Source organism: Puniceicoccaceae bacterium, from assembly GCA_040224245.1.
GTDB lineage: Bacteria > Verrucomicrobiota > Verrucomicrobiia > Opitutales > JAFGAQ01 > JAKSBQ01.
Genome location: JBEGIR010000018.1, coordinates 1 through 18,945 on the forward strand (window position 1 = coordinate 1; position 18,945 = coordinate 18,945).

Here is an 18,945-nt window from a genome sequence, read left to right on the forward strand (position 1 = left end):
TTTGGGACCGCAGGTCCGCTTCCAGCTGCTCCCCACCCCGCCTCTCAGCGACGCAGTTGCTTTCAGCTGCTTCTCCAGTGCTCGTCTTGGAGCGATCAGGACTTTCACCTATTGATGTCATGTATGTGTAATCGCACTAGCCGGATTCGGGAGAATTCGGACCGTCGCTCTAGTTCAAGATTCCAAAATCATGAACCATTGAACCCTTTTTACATTTCCCTGAGCAAGGAACGCTCGCAGGCTTCGCTCAGGTATGCCTTGAGACAGATCCAAATTTACCGGAAATGAACCCACAAAAATAGGCAAAAATCTTTATCTTTCGCGTCTGACCCCCTCGAGTTTCCCCCTACCACGTCAAAGGGAGGGATTACGAGGAAGCGGAGCGAGGAAGTAATTCCACACACCTGCCGTGTTGTGAATTATTGTTTCTCGGTGATAATGGGATAATACTTTTCAATGGGATTGTAATCGCGATCTTTGTGCAAAATTCTTGCTCTGGTTTCGATGCTGATCGCTGCAATCAAACAATCGATGATGCTTCGGATTCGAATACCCCTTCGTTGCAATTCTTGAAAAATTTCCGCCGCAAGCAGAATGGATGATCGAGTTTGGTTGAGGAGGATGAAATGTGAAAAATAGCTTTCTAATTCTTTTCTATCATTTTCACTACGAATACCTTGAATGATTTCCAGCAGAATCAAGTCCACGTAAGCGATGGACTCTCTTTCATATATTTTTTCTTTCAATCTTTCTTTGGTCCAATGATCGTTTCCCTCGAAAAAATCGATCCAAACACTGGTATCGACTAGGATCATCTTTCAAATCTATTTTTCCGATTTTCATTCAAATCACCCTGCCAACGAAACCTACCTTCGAGTGAGAGAATGGATTTTTGATCTTCTTTTCTTACGAGTTCACGAAGAGCCAAATCTACGAGATCTTTTTTGGTTCTGAGTCCCGTGATCTTCAATCCCTTCGAAACAAGGGTGTCATCTAAAACGATGTTTGTCCTACTCATACACCAAAAATATCCAAATAGGTGTATTTATCAAATTCATTTTCAGAACGTGAAGAGTATTCGCGGAGCGATCACGAGTAGTCTCCAACCGTTTGGTTCGCTTCCAGTTCCTTTTTGATTGTTTTTGGATCTTTTCGAGAATCCGGGGTTCGGCATACATCCCGATCCATAATCGCTGATACGAATGATTGGTTCAGATACTGAACTCAGGATTTCTCAACACACCGTTCGGCAGATGCCGAACTCAAAACGCTCCGATCCATCGGAGCTGCAAAAACCCAGACGAGTCGGGGACATAAACCCTTTGGGATTTGTGTGTTTTGTGCCTTTTGTGGTTGAAGCTTTTCATCTGGATTGTGGCACTGTGCAGCGGAGCTGCAATGGCGAATGGGAAATGCCTGATGGAGAAGGCTGACGCACTGCTGAGGATGGAACATCGTTCAGCTGCGCTTCACTGGATGGACTGGCGGTGCCAGCCCAAGAGGATGCGCTGTGCGCAACAGGTTTTTTGTGAGTGGGTCTTGAACCTGTTACTGGGAAAGGTGGAACCGATGAGGTTTTCGAATGTCCAGGGGTCGAAATTTTTCCAAATTCCGCTACGGAACAAAAGAGATTGTTTTTGAACCTGCTACTCGGAGGGACGACGTGTATCCTGCTCCGGCGAAGCCGGATCAAGAGAGTCCGTAGGACGAACGGTGTTAGCTTGGGTGGTTATAGGTTATAGGCGATAGGTTATGGGACAAGTCTCTCGTCCTGATCAAAAGTTGACACCTTGTGGTTAGTAAATGTCTGGGTATGGTTCTTTCAATATCGGTCTTGCCTGGCAAGGCTGACGCACTGCAGTGAGTTGGAACATCGTTCAGCTGTGCTTCACTGGATGGACTGGCGGGGCCAGTCCAACAGGATGCGCTGCGCGCAACAGGTTTTTTGAGGGTGGTTCTGATCCTGTTGCTGGGGAAGGTGGAACTGTTGAGGTTTTCGAGTGTCCAGGGGTCGAAATTATTCCAAATTCCGCTACGGGGGGAATCGATGGCTTGGGAGGGGCATGGCGGGGTGGAACGGCGGCTCCCGGCGAGCGGGAGCCCTACGCAAGAGAGGGGAATCGCCATGAGAGAAGATGCTACAAGAACGGGGTTGGGCGATGGGTCTCGACTCAATTCTATCTGTGTTTTCTACGAAATCTGAGGTTTAGAAAGAAAGAATGTGAACCACCGATTGCACAGATTTCTCAGATGATGAGGGGTGCAGCGGAGCTGCGATGGCGAAGGCTGACGCAATGCGGGACCGTCCTCGCTGACTCACTCGTACAGGTGGCAGCTGACCTGGTGCTTGGGTTGAGCGGGGTCGATCACCTTGAGCACGGGTTCGATCTGACTGCATTCGGGCTTGGCGACCGGGCAGCGTGGATGAAAAGGGCAACCTTTCGGGGGATTGAGGTGGGAGGGGATGTCACCCTTGACGGGCTTGCTCTGCTTGACGTAGGTGGGATCGGGCTGAGGGATCGCACTGAGCAGCGACTGGGTGTAAGGATGCTTCGGATGGGCGTAGAGCTGCTCTGCGGGGGCGCGTTCCACCAGTTTCCCAAAATACATGACGCCCACTTCATGGGAAATGTGCTGCACCACCGCAAGGTCGTGCGAGATGAAAAGGAACGAGATGCCAAACTCCTTTTGCAGATCCGAGATCAGGTTGAGGATCTGGCTCTGTACGGAGACATCGAGTGCGGAAACGGGTTCGTCCGCCACAATGAATTTCGGATTGAGCGCCAGGGCACGCGCGATGCCAACGCGCTGGCGCTGACCACCAGAGAACTCGTGTGGGTATCGGTCGGCAACGGTTTTGCGCAGACCGCACACCTCAAGCAGGCGAAAGACCTCATCATTGCGAAAGGCAGGATCACCCACGCGGTGGGTATCGAGCGGTTCCCTCACGATCTCCCGCACGGTCATGCGTGGATTGAGCGAGCCGTAGGGATCCTGAAAAATGATCTGCATCATCGAACGCGCCTGGATCAGCGCCTTGCGGTCGAGCGACAGGATGTCCTTGCCATCAATGATCACGCTACCATCAGTCACGGGCTGCAGGCGGAGAATGGAGCGTCCCAGTGTGGACTTCCCACAACCGGATTCACCGACCAGCCCAAAGGTTTGATGGCTCTCGATCTCAAAACTCACATCATTGACCGCCTTCAAATGCCCCACGACCCGATTGGCCAGTCCGCCGCGAATGGGATAGTAGGTCTTGAGATGTTTTACCTGAACAAGTGGATTTTCCATGGTATCGCGTCGCTTATCAGTTGGGGAAATAACAGGCCACCTGACGGTTTTCACCTGCAGACTCCAGCGGGGGTTCCTGTTCCCTGCATTTGGGCTGCACCTTTGGGCAGCGATCCGCAAAACGGCAGCCCTTGGGCAGGCTCGCCAAATCGGGCACCATGCCCTGAATCGTTGGCAATTTTTCAACCTTGCTTTCCCTTACCCGCGGGATCGAGTCGAGCAAGCCGCGCGTATAGGGATGGCGCGGAGCCGCAAAGAGTGCTTTTGTATCTGCAATTTCAATAATTTTTCCACAGTACATGACCACCACACGCTTGCAGGCCTCTGCAATGACACCGAGATCGTGCGTGATAAGGATCAAGCCCATGCCCAGCTGCTTCTGCAAGCGCTCGATCTCGTCCATGACCTGCGCCTGCACGGTCACATCGAGCGCGGTAGTCGGTTCGTCTGCGATCAACAGTCGCGGGTTGCACGAGAGCGCCATGGCAATCATCACGCGCTGGCGCATGCCGCCGGAAAGCTCATGCGGGTATTGGTTGAGGCGCTTCTCGGGGGACTCGATATCAACCGTGCGCAGCATCTTGAGCGCAATCTCCAGAGCCTCTTTTTTAGAGACGTTCTGGTGCACTCGGATCACCTCCGTCATCTGGTTTCCGATACTGTAGACCGGATTGAGCGCGGTCATGGGTTCCTGAAAAATCATCGATGCCTTATTGCCCCGCACCTTGCGCATGGCATCGTCGCTGAGCTGGGTGACTTCCACACCCTCAAGTTCGATGCTGCCGGATACGATGCGGCCCGGTGGGTTCGGAATCAGGCGCAGGATCGAAAGCGCGGTAACCGACTTGCCACAGCCCGACTCCCCCACAATGCCAAGGGGTTCACCGGCATGCACATCAAAACTGATGCCATCGAGCGCGCGAATAATGCCTTTTTCCGTGCGAAACTCCACGACCAAGTCGCGAATGCGCAAAACGGGTGATTCCGGTTTCATCGGTTGGGTTCCTGCGTTCGGGTTCATGAACTGGTGACTTTCTTCGGATCGAGCGCATCCTGCAGCGCATCCGCAAACATGTTAAAGGCGATCACCAGGATGAACAGAAAACCTGATGCAGCGGCGAAGTTCCCAAAATGTCCCCGCAGCACATCGTTCGTGGATTCGGAGAGCATCGTGCCCCAGCTGACACCATCCTTCACGCCAAGCCCCAGAAAGGTGAGGATCACTTCACTCTTGATCGCTCCCACAAACGCGATTGTGGACTGAACCAGCAGGATGTGAAAGGTGTTGGGCACGATATGGCGCAGGATGATCGTAAACGGCCCCACCCCAATCGCACGGGCGGCCTGAACGTATTCGAGCCCGCGAATTTTGATCACCTCCCCACGGACGATGCGACAGGTGCTCGACCAGAATGTGGCAATCATGGCCACATGCATCGCATAGGGTTGATCCTTGAGCGCAAATCCGACAGCCGCCACAAAGAGGTAGAACGGAATGGCATCCACACAGCCATAGATCCACATGATGATCTCATCGAGAATCGTGCCATTAAAAAAGCCTGCAATCGCTCCGAGCAACCCGCCAATCGCGGTGGCGCTGATCGCCACGATCAGGCCTACCTCAAAGGCAGTCTTGGTACCTGCAATCGCACGCGAAAAGATGTCCTGACCGTTGATGTTGGTGCCAAACCAGTGCTGTGACGAGATGCCACCAAAGCCCTCTTCTCCGAGTGCACTCCAGTTCTGGCCCAGCACGCCCATCCATACGCCCACTGCAACCAGCGCATAGATGCCGACAACGGCCATTGCAATGACCCCCAATCGGTCGCGCATCAGTTTTCGAAGGCTCTTGCTCCAAAGGGATTCTTTTCCGGTCCGGTCGTCAGATTTCATGATTCGGGTGCGTCAATGGGTGGTAGCGGCAGAAATTCGAAACGTGTTTCCTATTTTGCATAGGAGATGCGCGGGTCGATCAGTTTGTAAACGATATCCGTCAAAATGAGGGCGAGCACATAGAGCACGGCGGTGCAAGTCACCACCGCCTTTACGATCGGAAGATCGCCGTTGGTGATCGCGTCATAAGTGATCAGGCCGATGCCTGGAATATTGAAGAACTTTTCGAGCACCAGGTTGCCTGCAATGATCACAAATGGCAGGGTGATGATGATGCGGGTGGAAATCGGAATCAGCGCATTCTTGAGCACATGTTTGATCATGATCTTCCACTCCGACACGCCGTAGGCACGCGCGGTGCGCACATAGTCACGGTTGAGTTCCTCCACGATCACCGCCCGGAAAAAGCGCGTATTGTAGCCCAGTGCCACAAACACACTTGCGAGTGTCGGCACCGTCACGTAGGTCCAGTAGTAATACCAGTAGTAGTAGATGATCTCAAAAAACGTGGCGTCCGGGTAGTCAGGCGGAGGTTCGACCCAACCCTGCACCGGGAACCAGTTCAATCCAAAGCTCGTGGAAAAAATAACCTGAAACGCGATCACCACCATCAGGTAGCTGATGCTCATGCCAAAAACAGCAAAAACCATAATCGACTTGTCCCAGAGTTTGCCACGGTGATAGGCCGCGAGCAGTGCCAGCGTAACGCCCAGCAGATTTGACAGGATAAAGGAAGGTATCGCCACTGCGACCGACACGGGGACGCTTTTCGCCAAGATGGAAGACACGCGCTCGCCTGACGATAGGGATGACCCAAAATCAAGGGTCACAATCTCCTTCAGAAACATGCCGTAGCGAACCAGAAACGGTTGATCGTAACCCAGCTGTGCGTGAATTTCCTCGATCTGCTCCGGGGTCGGGTTCTTACCCAGAATCGTGTAAGTGAGGTCCGGACCAAAATACACCATCAGCACAAAGCTGATGAGGGTCACCCCAAAGAGCAGCGGGATCGAATAGACGGATTTGCGAATCGCGTATTGAAGGGTTTCCATGGATCAGTCTCAGACGGGATTAGTTGGCGGATTCAAGCTCCGATTCGGGAAACACGTAGGCGTAGTGCAGCAGACTGCCGTGTGGGTTGCGGGAGGGGTAAAACACCACATTGCGATGCCAAATGACAGGATTGTTACGCATCAGCCCTGAAATCGTCGGCACATCCTCAAGGATCATTTGGTTCATCTGTCGGTACAAGGCGGTGCGTTCGGGTCCGGGCAACAGGGTCTTGGTTTTGCGGAACAACTCGTTGTACTCCGGGTTGTCGTAGTTCGCGGAGTTGGATCCAGGACTCTTGTTGGGTCCGTAGAAAAGTTGCAGTGTGTTTTCACTATCGGGATAGTCGAGTCCCCAGCCCATGCCGATCGTCATCAACTCCTTGCGTTTGAGTGCACGGTTGTAGTCTCCGAACGAGGCATAAGGACTGTAGGTAATCTTCTCACGGGGGTAGCCCATTTTTTCCATCCATCCGCGAAACTGCTCGTAGAACTGCGAATTGATAACGCTGGCAACACCGGAATATTCCAGTACGGGCAGATTTTCAGCCGTCCAGCCTCCTTCCGCAAGCAGGGCCTTGGCTTTGTCATAATCGGCTTTGATGTAGTGATCGGGCAGATCCGGATCGTGTGCATCGAGTCCGGGCGGAATGACTCCGGGAAAGATTTCGCCGACGTCGTTATAGAAGCGACGATTGCGCTGATCCCAGTCGTAAGCGGCGCGGATCGCCTGGCGCAGCAAGTGGTTGCGGCGGTTTTGCTCAGGATCGGGGTGGTTGCCGATGCGCGGATCCTCCATGTTGAAACTGAAGTAGACAAATCCAAAATCAGGCATGTTCATGCCAGTGAACTTTTTCGCATACTCGGGACGGAGCTTGAGTGGCTTGAGTTCCTCGGCGACCATGTGCGTGAGTTCCACTGGAATCGAGCCGAACTGAATCTCGGTCCCCTTATTCAAAGAGTTCCAGCGCGTCATGGTTTCCTTCATGAAATACACCTCAACGTTTTCGGAAATTGGAATGCGCTTGCCCTGCAGCTTTTCGAGGTTGGCCCAGGCCTGGGTTTCCGGATCATAGCCCTCGTACTCCAGATCAAAAAATTCCTCACGAAAATTCGAGTTGCGGCGAAGCACCGCTTTTTTCGTGTTGAACGAAACCAGCTGATACGGACCACTGCCAACGGGATTGATGCCAAACTCCTTTCCATAGTGCTCAACAGCCTCCCTGGGAACAAAGGAAGAGTAACCCATGGCGAGTGTATAGGTCAGCTGCGGGTAGGGTTGATTGAGCGTGATCTGAATCGTATAGGGATCCAGCGCGCGCAGGCCCTCAATGTCCTGGGAGTAATCCGAGCCTGCATCCTTCCACTCATCCAGCCCCTTGATTTTCCCCTGCCACAACCATTCTCCCTGCGGCAGATTTGCCGGATCAAACATGCGTTTCATCGCGTAGATGAAGTCCTGCACAACCACCTCACGCCCCTTTCCACCGGGAAAACAGGCATTGTCACTGTAACGCACGCCTTGCTTGATGCGGATCGTATACACCAGCCCATCTTCACTGACCTCGGGCATCGCGGCAGCGAGCCTGGGTTTCAATTCGTAGGGTCGCGCGAGGTATTTGTATTCGTAGAGTTGATCAAAAATCGACGTCACCATCAGGTTGCCATACTGGGTGGCAGCCTGCACCGGATCCATACTGACGGGAGCACCATTGTCCGAGAATCGAAAAACCGAAAGATCCTGTGCCCGATCACTGAATGGTTTTTGACAACCCGCCACCAGGAGCAGAAAACCCACTCCCACCAGAACTCCCAAGACCTTCTTCAAACTCTTCATCATACGGTTCTCAACAAACATCTCGATGGCATGCAACCTCATCCGTATCCGGTAGCAATTTCGATGACAGTTTTAAAAAAGTACGAAAAAGCCACGTTTGCGAAGCAAAATCGACTTCGTACGTCTGGGGCATGCTGCGATGGACAGAACACTTCAACCGTCAAAACCCGGGTTCTGTGCCCTGTCCGACCCTATCATACTCAAATTTCGGAATAAACAAGTTTTCCCCGGTGAATTGTCACCTTGTTGCGTCCTTTGAGCGTTCTGCCGAGGAATGGAGAATTCTTGGACTTACTGGCAAATCCATGCCTGTCCACCACCCACGTTTCCTGGGGGTCAAAAACCAGACAATCGGCCACATTTCCGGCGGTCATTGCCTTGCTCGCAAATCCGAGTATGCGGTCGGGTGCTGCGGACATGAGCTCCATGATGCGCATCAGTGAAAATCCCTCCTTGTGATGCAGCTCCGTCAGCGTAACCGCAAGTGAAGTTTCCAAACCAATCACTCCAAACGGAGCATAGTCAAACTCCACATCCTTGTCGTCGTCAGCATGCGGGGCATGATCGCAGGCGATGCAATCAATCACACCCTGTTTGAGTGCCTGCAGGATGCGCTGGCGGTTCTCTTCACTGCGCAAGGGCGGATTCATCTTGTAGCAGGTTTCATAGTTCTGCAGCACCGCATCCGTGAGGGTAAAATGGTGGGGCGTCACTTCACAGGTAATCGGAACTCCCCTGCTGCGAACCCGCTCGATGATGTCGATCGCGGAACCTGAAGAGATGTTTTGCAAGTGAACAGGTGCGCCCGTCTTTTCCGACAGGATGGCATCCCGAGCGACCATCAGATCCTCCGCCTCGTGAGGCCACCCACGCAATCCCAGCTTGAACGACCAGTCCCCTTCGTTCATGACCGCATTTTCAGTCAGCGAGTAGTCCTGACAATGGGTGAGGATGCACATGTCGATCATGCGGGCGTACTCCATCGCCCGACACATCACTTCATTGTTCTGCACACACTTTCCCCCATCGGAAATGGCAACTGCCCCCGCCCGCTTAAGCGATCCCATCGGTGCCAGACTCTGCCCCTCTGAACCCATGGTAATGCAGCCAGTTGGGAACACTTCAATACACGCTCCTCGCTCAATCGCATCGTGGATCAGTCGAAGATTTCCCGGATTGTCGCAGGGAGGTTTGGTATTGGGCATGCACACCAAACGGGTGAACCCACCCTTGGCCCCCGCCTGGGAACCGGTTTCAATGGTTTCCTTGTGTGTCTCGCCCGGTTCCCGAAGATGCGACTGCAGTTCGGTCAGTCCCGGGGCCACCACCATGCCAGTGGCATCGATCTTGTGCGCATGGGAGAAAAACCCTTCCTCCGGAGACTCCACATACACCCCGTTTTCAATGAACACATCACGCTGCGCTTCCTTACCAGTGTAGGGGTCGACCACCGTGCCGGCGTGAATCCAGATTGCGCTTGGAGTTGGGTAGGTATCCATGATCAAGATGCAGCAGAGAAAATCAATGAGGGAGCGGTTCGGGCATGCCTCCGTGTTCGCGCTCAGCGGCGGCCATGCACAGGTAGATCACCGCCATGCGAACCGCGATGCCATTGGTCACTTGTTCCAAAATCACCGACCGCCCCGAGTCAGCGAGATCCGAATCAATTTCCACGCCGCGGTTGATGGGTCCGGGGTGCATGATCAACGCCTCCGGCTTGAGCCAGTTCATCCGGTTCTTGTTCAGTCCGAACAGTGCGGTGTATTCTCCCAAGCTCGGAAAATGCGTCGATGTCTGTCGCTCGTGCTGGATGCGCAGCAGCATCACAACATCGGCATCAGTCACAGATGTCCGAAGGTCGTGACAGACCTCCACGCCCAGGCTGCGAAATCGCTCGGGAACCAGCGTCGATGGCCCCGCCAGGGTCACTTTGGCACCCAACTTGTTCAACGCCCAGATATTGGAACGCGCCACCCTGCTGAACAGGATGTCCCCCAGAATGGTAACACGCTTGTCCTTCAAATCTCCCAAATGCTCAATCATGGTGAATACATCGAGCAATGCCTGCGTGGGATGTTCATGGGCTCCATCTCCCGCGTTCAGGATGGGGATATCCACGACATTGGAAAGATACTGGTGCGCTCCAGCGGCCGAATGACGCATGATGATCATGTCCGCAGAAAGTGCTTCAATGTTGAGCGCCGTATCTTTGAGCGTCTCCCCCTTCACCCGGCTGCTCGTGGAACCCTGGACCGTGACCACATCCGCGCTCAAACGCTTCGCCGCAACTTCAAATGCTACGCGGGTGCGCGTGCTGGGTTCGAGAAAGAGATTGACGATGGTTTTTCCACGCAGCGCAGGCACCTTCTTCCGACTGCGCGAAATCGTCTCCTTGAATGAGCGCGCCGTCGACAAAATGATATCCATCTCATCCCTCGACAGATCTTCAAGTCCGAGCAGGTGTTTTCGTGTCCAATTTCCTACCGCATCCATGCCTTGCATCCCTTCACGTATTCAAAACCCCGACCTCATTGCCCTGCTGGGTCGACTGAACCCATATCCGGTTGCCATGGGCGTCATCCGGATCGATCACGACATGCAATTTGCGCGTTTCATCCATATCGAAGCTGATGGCCGCATAGTCTGGCTGGATGGGCACCACGCGATGGCCCCGATCCACCAAGGTGAGCAGTCGCACCCGTTTGGGACGGCCATGTTCAAACAATTCATCCAGTGCTGCCCGAATGGTCCGCCCAGAGTGGATCACATCATCAACCAGGATCACCGAGCGATGGTGTACTTCGTCAGGCAGGCGCGTGGGTTCCTTCGGTCGGGTAATCGGTCGGCTTCCAATATCATCGCGGTGAAAGCTCACATTCAACTCACCCATGGGGAGTTGCAATCCCGTTGCCGTTGCAAAGCGTCGCTGCAATTCCCCAGCCAGGGCAATGCCACCGTTGGCAATGCCAATGAGCAGCCACGATTCTCCATCGGTCACCATGCCTTGCATGTAGTCAACCAGAGAATCGATAGCACGATTTACGTCTTCCGGGACACGAATGATCTCCATTTTTGAGTCGTTGAGGTGGTTCCAAAATCACCATTTCGGCGGCTTTCGCTTAGCGGTTGACCATCCTCCATAAAGTGCCAACATGCAACACAATTCTAACCGACCGACACCGTGCTTCCCGTCCAAATTCATGATGTTACCAAGCGATTTGGTGAAACGCTTGCACTCAAAAACGTGTGCCTCAAGATCGAGGCAGGCGAACTCTTTTTCCTGCTCGGACCGAGTGGCTGCGGCAAAACCACGCTATTGCGAAGCATCGCAGGGTTTTACATTCCCGAAGCGGGATCGATTCACTTTGGATCGAGCAACGTTACCCAGCTCCCTCCCCACAAACGGGAGACGGGCATGATGTTTCAGAGCTATGCGCTTTGGCCACACATGACGATTTTTCAGAATGTCGCCTTTGGTCTGGAACAGCGCAACGTATCCAAGGCAGAAATCCAAACCCGCGTGAAGGATGCCCTCGCCATGGTCCAGATGGAAGATTATGCGGAACGCAAGCCCAACCAACTCTCAGGCGGACAACAACAGCGCGTAGCGCTCGCCCGTGCACTCGTGGTGCGTCCCAAGTGTCTGCTGCTCGATGAACCACTCTCCAACCTCGATGCCAAACTGCGCAACGAGATGCGCACAGAGATACGCGATATCTGCAAACGCCACCAGCTCACCACCGTTTATGTGACCCACGACCAGAAGGAAGCTCTCTCCATCGCCGACCGCATGGCCGTGATGGACAAGGGTGAAATCATCCAGATTGGTGCTCCGCTCGAGGTTTACAAACGCCCACAAAACGCCTTTGTCTCCACCTTCATCGGCGAATCAAACATCCTGGAGGGCACGGTGCTGCGAACCGCTGTGGGTGAGGCCATCGTGGAATGCAGCCTCGGTACACTCTGCGGGGCACTGGCAGATCCGAACCGTCCCCCCGCACCAGGGGCTCGCGTTTTTCTGTCCATTCGCCCCGAAACCATCCACCTCGAAAATGAGTCCTGCGAAGAAAACGGGTTTCGCGGTGAAGTGAAGGAAGCGGTTTATTACGGAGAAGTTGCCCACTACGTCATGGAATGTGCAGGAGTGCGCATCAAAATCTCCGAACTCAACCCCCGCTTTGCCCGACTGAGCAAGGGGTCCCATTTTGCCTGGGCCGATTCCGAAGACATTGTGGTGCTCAACGACTGAGATTATCCAACCCGCACCAAGGTTCCATGAAAAACCTTCCCATTCTGCTTGCCATCACCATCGTGATCGCTCTGCCCTTTCTGTTGCGTAAGCAAAACCAGACGGTCGTTCGCTCAGATGACACGCTCATCGTGATCACACCTCACGACGAGGGCATTCGCCACGAATTTGAGGTCGCCTTTGCCGCGCATTACCTCGAAACAACCGGGCGAACAATCGACATCGACTGGCGGGTGATCGGGGGCACGAGCGAAATCATTCGCTACATCCAGTCCACCTACACCAACAATTTCCGAAACTACTGGGAAAACGAACTTGGAAAACCATGGAATGCCGAGGTTCAGAACAGCTTCATGAACCGCCGGATCACGCTGGATGACAGCCCTCAGGATGACACTCCTGCAGAAGCTGCCAAGCGGGCGTTTCTGAATTCCAATGTGACCTGTGGCATCGACATCCTCTTCGGAGGAGGAAGTTATGATTTCATTCAGCAAGCCGCTGCGGGAACCCTGGTTCCATTTGCATCTCCCGAAGCACTGGCAACCATGCTGCCTAAATCCTCCGTTCCTCTCCGCTTTGCAGGAGAACCGTTCTACGACAAACAGGCACTCTGGGCAGGCGCCGTGCTCTCCCAGTTTGGCATTATCTACAATCTGCATTCGTTGCAGCGCCTGGATATCCCAACCATTCCTTCAAGCTGGGAAGATCTTACGGACCCACGATACCTCGGCGAACTCGCCATCTCCGATCCCATTCAAAGCGGTTCCTCAACCAAGGCGTTCGAGATGATCGTGCAGGAACAAATGCTCCGTCGCGTGCAACAGGCTGGCGCGGAACTGAGCGAGCAGGAAACACTGCGGGAGGTGAAGGCAGGCTGGGATCAGTCCATGCAGGTGATTCAGCGCATCTGTGCCAATGCACGCTACTTCACCGACTCATCCAAAAAACCTTCGATCGACGTCTCAGCTGGTGAGTGTGCAGCTGGCATGAGCATTGATTTCTATGGGCGATTTCAGGCAGAGACCCTTCAAAACCGAACCGGCTCGGACCGCTTCTCCTACATCACTCCCGTGGGCGGCTCCACGGTTTCGGTCGATCCCATCGCCTTGCTGAGGGGCGCCCCTCATGCTGAAATGGCAACTCTGTTCATTCAGTTCGTTCTGTCCGAACAGGGTCAGAAGCTATGGAACTGGAAACCGGGAACTCCTGATGGACCTGAAACCTATGCGCTTCGACGCAGTCCCATGCTGCGACAGCTCTACGATGCGAAGTATGCAGACGTGCGATCCGATCCCCATATCAACCCCTACTCCGAAGCAGGTTCCTTTGTGTATCACCCGGAGTGGACAGGTCGCCTCTTCAGCCCCTTGCGCTTCATCATCAAGACCGCCTTCATCGATCCTCATCAGGAACTATCCGAGGCATGGGCCGCCATCCAAAGCGCGCGCCAACAGGGCCGTCTAGATGATGCCAACCGCGCACTCGCCGTGTTTTCCGAGTTGGACAAGATTCACTACGAGCAGGCAGCCACACACATTGGATCTATTTTGAACAAGCGAACCAAAATTGAAGAGGTGCAACTCGCGCGCACATTAACCCTGCATTTCCGGGACCAGTATCAGCGCGCCACTCAAATCGCCAATGGTCAGTAAGGCCATCCCGGGCAAGGCCAGGGAAGCATAAGGAACAGCCATATCCTCCATACACTGATTGCAAAGACGCTACTTCTGACAAACTGTCACTGAACCAGCCTTGTTTCTTGCCGAATATCAGGGAGACATTCATTGAATCAATTCCACGATGGCATTCATCACTCCATTTCGTATGATGCTCAGCATCTGGATTCTTCTGGTCACAGGAGGATTTGCCATGGTGCTTCGCTACCAGATGAACCCGGGTGCCATGGGCATTCCGGATTCTGAAGTCTCGCAGGCAATCAACGGACCTACACAGGATTCAAACTCATGGAAGCTGCAGGTATTCCTTCATCCCGAGTGCACTTGCTCGAGAGCCTCCCTGGAAGAACTCACCCGCCTCGAGCGCGATCTCGGTGCTCACATGGAGGTTGCCATCTACATCAGTACACGGTTGCCTCGCGAGCAGACCCTGCAATCTACACTCTACCAGAAGGCAATGCGCAATGCGAACTGGACCGTCAAACTGGACCTCGAAGCCCAAATTGCATCTGCAATGGAAGCATACACTTCAGGAGCGTGTTTTTTATACGATCCAAACGGTCAACTTGCGTTTGCTGGCGGCGTGACCGCTTCTCGCGGACATGAGGGTCCCTCAGCCGGGCAGGTAGCGATCCGCAATGCCATTCTATCATCGAGCACGCCTTCAACTCTGGCCCAAACACCCGTGTACGGATGCGAAATCCTCGATGCAAATGCATCAATCTGAATACTGATTTCCCCTTTTCTTCTTTCCACCATGAACTACGAACGCACTTTCCAGATTTTCAACCACATCCAGATCGAAACTGCCAAGCGAGTCAGTCGCGTTATGGGCTACCTCTTGCTGTTCCAATGGGTTGTTCTTATTCTGGTGGCACTGGCATACACGCCACTGACCTGGGTAGGCAGTGCATCCAAACCCCACATGCACGTATATCTGTCCATTCTGCTCGGTGGACTGGTCACACTTTTTCCGACCTATCTGGCATTCTTTCATGCCGAGCGATATGCGACCCGACTTGTAGTTGCCGCTGGTCAGTTGCTGGTCTCGTCGCTACTCATTCATTTGGTAGGAGGTCGTATCGAGGGTCACTTTCACATCTTTGCATCGCTGGCGATTCTTTCGATGTACTTGGACTGGCGGGTAATCCTCGTCGCAACACTCGTCACAGGAGCCGATCACCTCTTACGCGGATTCTTTTATCCCATGTCAATGTATGGAGTCATGGATGCCAGCATACTGCGCACCCTGGAACACGTTGCTTACGTGGTCTTTGAAGATGCAGTGCTGATCATCATGATTGCCATGAATCGCAAACAGGCACTGCACAATGCTGCATTTCAGTCCAACGTGGAACTCGAAAAACAACGCCTGAGTGACAGCATGCAGGAGGTTGGTGAAAAGACACGCTTCCTCGCCACTGCCATTAACGATCTTCGTGTCTTCTCAAAAGACACCGCAGATAACGCATCTCATATGGAACTCGCGAGTTCGGATGTTTCGAAAAATGCAGAGACGCTTTCCGGAGAAATGCTCAACGCAACGAGCGGACTCCATGCTATCAATGACAACACTGCAATGATCGCCTCATCCGTTGAAGAAATCAGTGCGTCCATACGCGAAGTTGCACGCAGCTGTTCAGATGCGTCCGAAGTGGCATCCAACGCCAACCAACACAGTCAGGAGAGTCTGACCATCATTCGAGAGCAGAATCAGAACATCAAGGGCATTTCCGCAATGGCCGATCTCATCACCCAGATCTCGACTCAAACCAATCTGCTCGCCCTCAATGCCACCATTGAAGCCGCAAGTGCAGGTGAAGCCGGCAAGGGATTTGCCGTGGTCGCAGGTGAAGTTAAGGAACTCGCTCTCAAAAGTTCGCAGGCAGCCCAGAAGATCAATGAACAAATCGAGCGCATCGTCGCCGACGCAGATCGATCCTTTGCAAGCATGGAATCCATCGGCAGTTCACTCGAGCAGGTGAATCAGTATACGCATAATATCGCAGCAGCCATCGAAGAACAGTCCAGCACGATTGATGAAGTGAGCAGTCAGATCACCCGGCTTGCACAAGAGTCAGACTCGGTCTCCCAGCTGGTCAAGCAGTCCGTAGATGAATTCACGGAGATGAAGAATGCGGTCATTGAACTCCAAGAGCGCGTGAGCATCACCTCCGAACGAAACAAGGATGCCAGTGCCAATGTGGATTTGCTCTCAGGAGTATCGACCGAACTGGACGGTATCGTCGGACGATTCAAGATCTGAGCGAAGTACGCAACAAGGCGATACCTCGTTTCCGAAGTATCGCCTTGTATTTAAATCTGATGCCAGGAAGGCGTTATCAATGGTTCTCCACCAAACGCTTTTCCTTCACCTTGTTGGCACGCTTACCGACACGATCACGCAGGTAGAACATGCGAGCCTTCATCACCACGCTCTCACGGTCGACTTCGACTTTTTCGATGTTCGGGGAGTGCACGGGAAAAACTTTTTCAACACCCACGCCGGATGCAATGCGACGAACGGTGAAGGATTCGTGAATCCCCGAACCCTTGCGGTTGATGACGATGCCATGAAATACCTGAATGCGCTCCTTGTCCCCTTCACGAACGCGGGTGTGTACGCGAACACCGTCGCCTACTTTGAAGGTCTCTCTGCCCTCGACCAACTGGTCTTGGGTAATCTCGTTGATGATTTGGTTCATTATCGTTACGTTTGTTAAATGGATGGAATTCTGGAAGGTTAAGGCTTGGGGGCGAAAAGATCGGGTCTGCGCTCCCGGGTTTTGTTCTGCTGTTGCTGCTGCCGCCATTTCTCAATTTCCGCGTGGTGTCCGTTCATCAGCACTTCCGGGACCTTCAATCCACGAAATTCGGCGGGGCGGGTGTATTGTGGATAGCTCAGCTGCTGGTCTGTGAACGAATCCTGAACGGATGTCGGCTCACCCAACACCCCCGGAATAAAGCGGGCCATGCAATCGATCAGCACTGCAGCTGGAAGGGTGCCATTGGTCAGCACATAGTCACCGATACTGATTTCCTGGTCGATCCAATGGTCGCGGATGCGTTGGTCAATTCCTTCATAGTGACCACTGAGCAGAATGAGATGCGTGTATCCGGTTGCGAGCGTTTCCGCAAGCTCACGGGTAAGGGTCTGCCCATCCGGTGCAAGGTATATGACTTGCGAGGTTTCTGTGCGAAGCGTTTCGATCGCAGCGACGATGGGTTCAGGCTTCATCACCATGCCGGCACCTCCTCCAAACGGACGATCATCGGTCACCTTGTGCTTGTCGGTGGCCCAGTCGCGAATGTTGTGCACCCGAATATCGAGCAAGCCGTTTTGGCGTGCGCGTCCCAGCATGCTGCACGAAAAGTAACCTTCCACCATTTCGGGGAACAAGGTCAACAAATCGATCACCAGCGGGGCGCCCATGATGCGAGTCAGCAAAACAAATTGGGAAAGAACAAAAACGAGCCAAGCTCCGGATAGAGCCAAATCCTGAAAATCAGGACTCAGCGGCAACTTCAGCAGCTGCAGATCGGCGGGCTTTGCGGATCAGATCGTTCGCAGTGTCAGTCGGACGAGCGCCCACGCTCAGCCAGTAGTCCACGCGATCCAGCTTGAGATTGCGTTCCTTATCCTGCCCCCGTGCCTGCGGTGCATAGGTTCCGAGAATCTCGACAAAACGACCATCACGAGTCGCGGTGGATTCGGCCACTACCATGCGGTAAACCGGGGCATGCCGTGAACCTTTTCTTTGAAGTCTGATTTTTAAAGCCATGGAATTGATAAATTAGTCCCTGTTACAAATAAAAACAGCCTATTCAACCCACTCCTCCCCAGTTGTCAATGCAGGAATTTTTCAATATCACCCGGTTCATGTTACCACTGACACGAGCCGTTTCCCAATCCCCGCTAAGCACGCACGACATGGACGGGATTTCCCTGCAAAAAGTTCCTCAGATTCTCCGCAACCCTCTGCAGCAGCCGCTGGCGACTGGCGCAGGTCGCCCATGCAATGTGAGGTGTAATCGAACATTGGGTGAGTCCAAGCAGAGGTGAATCCGGCGAAATGGGTTCGCTTTGGGAAACATCGATCCCCGCCCCCGCAAGATGCCCGGTGCGCAGTGCTTCAGCGAGCGCCGCTTCATCCACCAGATCACCGCGTCCGGTATTGATCAGAACACTTCCCGCCTTCATCCACGCAAGGCGCTCCCGGTTCACCAGACAATGCGTATCCGGCGTCAGTGGGCAGTGCAGGGAAAGGAAATCACTTTGCTCAAACAGGGTTCTCATATCGACTTGCGACACGCCTTCCGGAAGCCCGTCTGCACGGGAGGGCTTGTGCATCAACACTCGCATGCCAAAGGCCTGCGCAAGGGTTGCAACCGCCTGCGCAATCTTTCCAAATCCAACCAGTCCCATCGTCTGCCCGTCGAGTTCCCGAAGCGGGTTGAGCCAATAACAGAAATCAGGCTGATCCGACCACTCCCCCCGGTGCACAGATTCGCTGTGCAGGGCAACCGAATGCGTAAAATGCAGAATGTGAGCGAACACCATCTGAGCAACCGAAGCTGTGCTGTAGCCCGGAACATTCGTCACAACAATGCCGCGTTCCTGAGCCGCTGCCACATCCACAACATTGGTGCCGGTAGCCATCACACCAATATAACGAAGTGTCGGGCAGGCATCCATGACATTGGAATCGATGACTACTTTGTTCGTCAATGCAATCGCACTCTGCCCCAACCGGCCCACCACTTCACCGGGTGCAGTTCGAGCATGTACCACACATGAACCCAGCTGCTCGAGCGGATGCCAGCTCAAATCCCCGGGATTGAGCGTGTGTCCATCAAGCACCACAATGGAGGGAACGTCTGTATCGATGCGTTGAGTCATGTTGTGAAAGCATGACAAATCCCAAGCCAACAATGCAAGCAAACCCA

Annotated in this window: 18 protein-coding genes; 4 read left to right on the top strand and 14 right to left on the bottom strand. The window is 53.6% G+C overall.

Translation table 11 applies throughout. The features are described from left to right. Positions 1-419: 419 nt before the first annotated feature. The 10 genes from ABQ298_02815 to ABQ298_02860 all read right to left on the bottom strand — a co-directional run bounded on the left by ABQ298_02815 (position 420) and on the right by ABQ298_02860 (position 11,143). A complete protein-coding gene (locus tag ABQ298_02815; protein ID MEQ9823295.1) occupies positions 420-815 on the bottom strand; it encodes a PIN domain nuclease in 396 nt (131 codons plus the stop codon). Then, positions 812-1,018 carry a type II toxin-antitoxin system VapB family antitoxin gene (locus ABQ298_02820; GenBank protein ID MEQ9823296.1) on the bottom strand — a complete coding sequence of 69 codons (207 nt, stop codon included), beginning with the start codon at positions 1,016-1,018 and terminating at the stop codon, positions 812-814. Before ABQ298_02820 ends, ABQ298_02815 begins: the two co-directional genes overlap by 4 nt. Positions 1,019-2,316: 1,298 nt before the next feature. Next, the gene (locus ABQ298_02825) at positions 2,317-3,294 is read right to left on the bottom strand and encodes an oligopeptide/dipeptide ABC transporter ATP-binding protein (protein MEQ9823297.1); all 978 of its coding nucleotides are present in this window, start codon (positions 3,292-3,294) and stop codon (positions 2,317-2,319) included. Positions 3,295-3,310: 16 nt separating this feature from the next. Then, complete coding sequence (locus tag ABQ298_02830) at positions 3,311-4,315, bottom strand: ABC transporter ATP-binding protein (GenBank protein ID MEQ9823298.1); 1,005 nt, start codon at positions 4,313-4,315, stop codon at positions 3,311-3,313. Beyond that, complete coding sequence (locus ABQ298_02835; GenBank protein ID MEQ9823299.1) at positions 4,312-5,187, bottom strand: ABC transporter permease; 876 nt, start codon at positions 5,185-5,187, stop codon at positions 4,312-4,314. The genes ABQ298_02830 and ABQ298_02835 overlap by 4 nt, the downstream gene beginning before the upstream one ends. Positions 5,188-5,237: 50 nt before the next feature. Next, positions 5,238-6,239: an ABC transporter permease gene (locus tag ABQ298_02840; GenBank protein ID MEQ9823300.1), complete on the bottom strand. Its 1,002-nt coding sequence runs from the start codon at positions 6,237-6,239 to the stop codon at positions 5,238-5,240. Positions 6,240-6,258: 19 nt separating this feature from the next. Continuing rightward, a complete protein-coding gene (locus ABQ298_02845; protein ID MEQ9823301.1) occupies positions 6,259-8,115 on the bottom strand; it encodes an ABC transporter substrate-binding protein in 1,857 nt (618 codons plus the stop codon). Between the two features lie 158 nt (positions 8,116-8,273). Then, the gene (locus ABQ298_02850) at positions 8,274-9,572 is read right to left on the bottom strand and encodes a dihydroorotase (GenBank protein ID MEQ9823302.1); all 1,299 of its coding nucleotides are present in this window, start codon (positions 9,570-9,572) and stop codon (positions 8,274-8,276) included. A 22-nt stretch (positions 9,573-9,594) separates the two neighbouring features. Then, complete coding sequence (locus ABQ298_02855) at positions 9,595-10,566, bottom strand: aspartate carbamoyltransferase catalytic subunit (protein ID MEQ9823303.1); 972 nt, start codon at positions 10,564-10,566, stop codon at positions 9,595-9,597. A gap of 13 nt (positions 10,567-10,579) precedes the next feature. After that, the gene (locus ABQ298_02860) at positions 10,580-11,143 is read right to left on the bottom strand and encodes a phosphoribosyltransferase family protein (GenBank protein MEQ9823304.1); all 564 of its coding nucleotides are present in this window, start codon (positions 11,141-11,143) and stop codon (positions 10,580-10,582) included. 111 nt (positions 11,144-11,254) lie between these two features. Between ABQ298_02860 and ABQ298_02865 the strand changes: the two genes are divergently transcribed. From ABQ298_02865 to ABQ298_02880, 4 genes are all read left to right on the top strand, one after another. Next, positions 11,255-12,322, top strand: a complete 1,068-nt coding sequence (locus ABQ298_02865; protein ID MEQ9823305.1) for an ABC transporter ATP-binding protein — start codon at positions 11,255-11,257, stop codon at positions 12,320-12,322. Positions 12,323-12,348: 26 nt separating this feature from the next. After that, complete coding sequence (locus tag ABQ298_02870; protein MEQ9823306.1) at positions 12,349-13,974, top strand: ABC transporter substrate-binding protein; 1,626 nt, start codon at positions 12,349-12,351, stop codon at positions 13,972-13,974. Positions 13,975-14,122: 148 nt separating this feature from the next. After that, complete coding sequence (locus tag ABQ298_02875; protein ID MEQ9823307.1) at positions 14,123-14,725, top strand: hypothetical protein; 603 nt, start codon at positions 14,123-14,125, stop codon at positions 14,723-14,725. A 30-nt stretch (positions 14,726-14,755) separates the two neighbouring features. Beyond that, on the top strand, positions 14,756-16,264 hold the full coding sequence (locus ABQ298_02880; GenBank protein ID MEQ9823308.1) for a methyl-accepting chemotaxis protein: 1,509 nt from the start codon (positions 14,756-14,758) through the stop codon (positions 16,262-16,264). Positions 16,265-16,340: 76 nt separating this feature from the next. Here ABQ298_02880 and rplS read toward each other — a convergent pair whose 3' ends face one another. From rplS to ABQ298_02900, 4 genes are all read right to left on the bottom strand, one after another. Beyond that, entirely contained in the window at positions 16,341-16,703 is a 363-nt protein-coding gene (rplS, locus tag ABQ298_02885; protein ID MEQ9823309.1) for a 50S ribosomal protein L19, read from the bottom strand. Positions 16,704-16,741: 38 nt separating this feature from the next. Beyond that, positions 16,742-17,431 carry a tRNA (guanosine(37)-N1)-methyltransferase TrmD gene (trmD, locus tag ABQ298_02890; protein ID MEQ9823310.1) on the bottom strand — a complete coding sequence of 230 codons (690 nt, stop codon included), beginning with the start codon at positions 17,429-17,431 and terminating at the stop codon, positions 16,742-16,744. 73 nt (positions 17,432-17,504) lie between these two features. Beyond that, the gene (gene rpsP / locus ABQ298_02895) at positions 17,505-17,780 is read right to left on the bottom strand and encodes a 30S ribosomal protein S16 (protein MEQ9823311.1); all 276 of its coding nucleotides are present in this window, start codon (positions 17,778-17,780) and stop codon (positions 17,505-17,507) included. Positions 17,781-17,914: 134 nt separating this feature from the next. Then, positions 17,915-18,898, bottom strand: a complete 984-nt coding sequence (locus tag ABQ298_02900; GenBank protein ID MEQ9823312.1) for a D-2-hydroxyacid dehydrogenase — start codon at positions 18,896-18,898, stop codon at positions 17,915-17,917. Between the last annotated feature and the right edge of the window lie 47 nt (positions 18,899-18,945).

Coding starts and splice junctions, on each gene's coding strand:
- rpsP (MEQ9823311.1), bottom strand. CDS start 17,780: ATGGCTTTAAAAATCAGACTTCAAAGAAAAGGTTCACGGCATGCCCCG.
- ABQ298_02845 (MEQ9823301.1), bottom strand. CDS start 8,115: ATGAGGTTGCATGCCATCGAGATGTTTGTTGAGAACCGTATGATGAAG.
- ABQ298_02880 (MEQ9823308.1), top strand. CDS start 14,756: ATGAACTACGAACGCACTTTCCAGATTTTCAACCACATCCAGATCGAA.
- rplS (MEQ9823309.1), bottom strand. CDS start 16,703: ATGAACCAAATCATCAACGAGATTACCCAAGACCAGTTGGTCGAGGGC.
- ABQ298_02815 (MEQ9823295.1), bottom strand. CDS start 815: ATGATCCTAGTCGATACCAGTGTTTGGATCGATTTTTTCGAGGGAAAC.
- ABQ298_02835 (MEQ9823299.1), bottom strand. CDS start 5,187: ATGAAATCTGACGACCGGACCGGAAAAGAATCCCTTTGGAGCAAGAGC.
- ABQ298_02860 (MEQ9823304.1), bottom strand. CDS start 11,143: ATGGAGATCATTCGTGTCCCGGAAGACGTAAATCGTGCTATCGATTCT.
- trmD (MEQ9823310.1), bottom strand. CDS start 17,431: ATGGGCGCCCCGCTGGTGATCGATTTGTTGACCTTGTTCCCCGAAATG.
- ABQ298_02825 (MEQ9823297.1), bottom strand. CDS start 3,294: ATGGAAAATCCACTTGTTCAGGTAAAACATCTCAAGACCTACTATCCC.
- ABQ298_02840 (MEQ9823300.1), bottom strand. CDS start 6,239: ATGGAAACCCTTCAATACGCGATTCGCAAATCCGTCTATTCGATCCCG.
- ABQ298_02820 (MEQ9823296.1), bottom strand. CDS start 1,018: ATGAGTAGGACAAACATCGTTTTAGATGACACCCTTGTTTCGAAGGGA.
- ABQ298_02830 (MEQ9823298.1), bottom strand. CDS start 4,315: ATGAACCCGAACGCAGGAACCCAACCGATGAAACCGGAATCACCCGTT.
- ABQ298_02875 (MEQ9823307.1), top strand. CDS start 14,123: ATGGCATTCATCACTCCATTTCGTATGATGCTCAGCATCTGGATTCTT.
- ABQ298_02855 (MEQ9823303.1), bottom strand. CDS start 10,566: ATGGATGCGGTAGGAAATTGGACACGAAAACACCTGCTCGGACTTGAA.
- ABQ298_02870 (MEQ9823306.1), top strand. CDS start 12,349: ATGAAAAACCTTCCCATTCTGCTTGCCATCACCATCGTGATCGCTCTG.
- ABQ298_02900 (MEQ9823312.1), bottom strand. CDS start 18,898: ATGACTCAACGCATCGATACAGACGTTCCCTCCATTGTGGTGCTTGAT.
- ABQ298_02850 (MEQ9823302.1), bottom strand. CDS start 9,572: ATGGATACCTACCCAACTCCAAGCGCAATCTGGATTCACGCCGGCACG.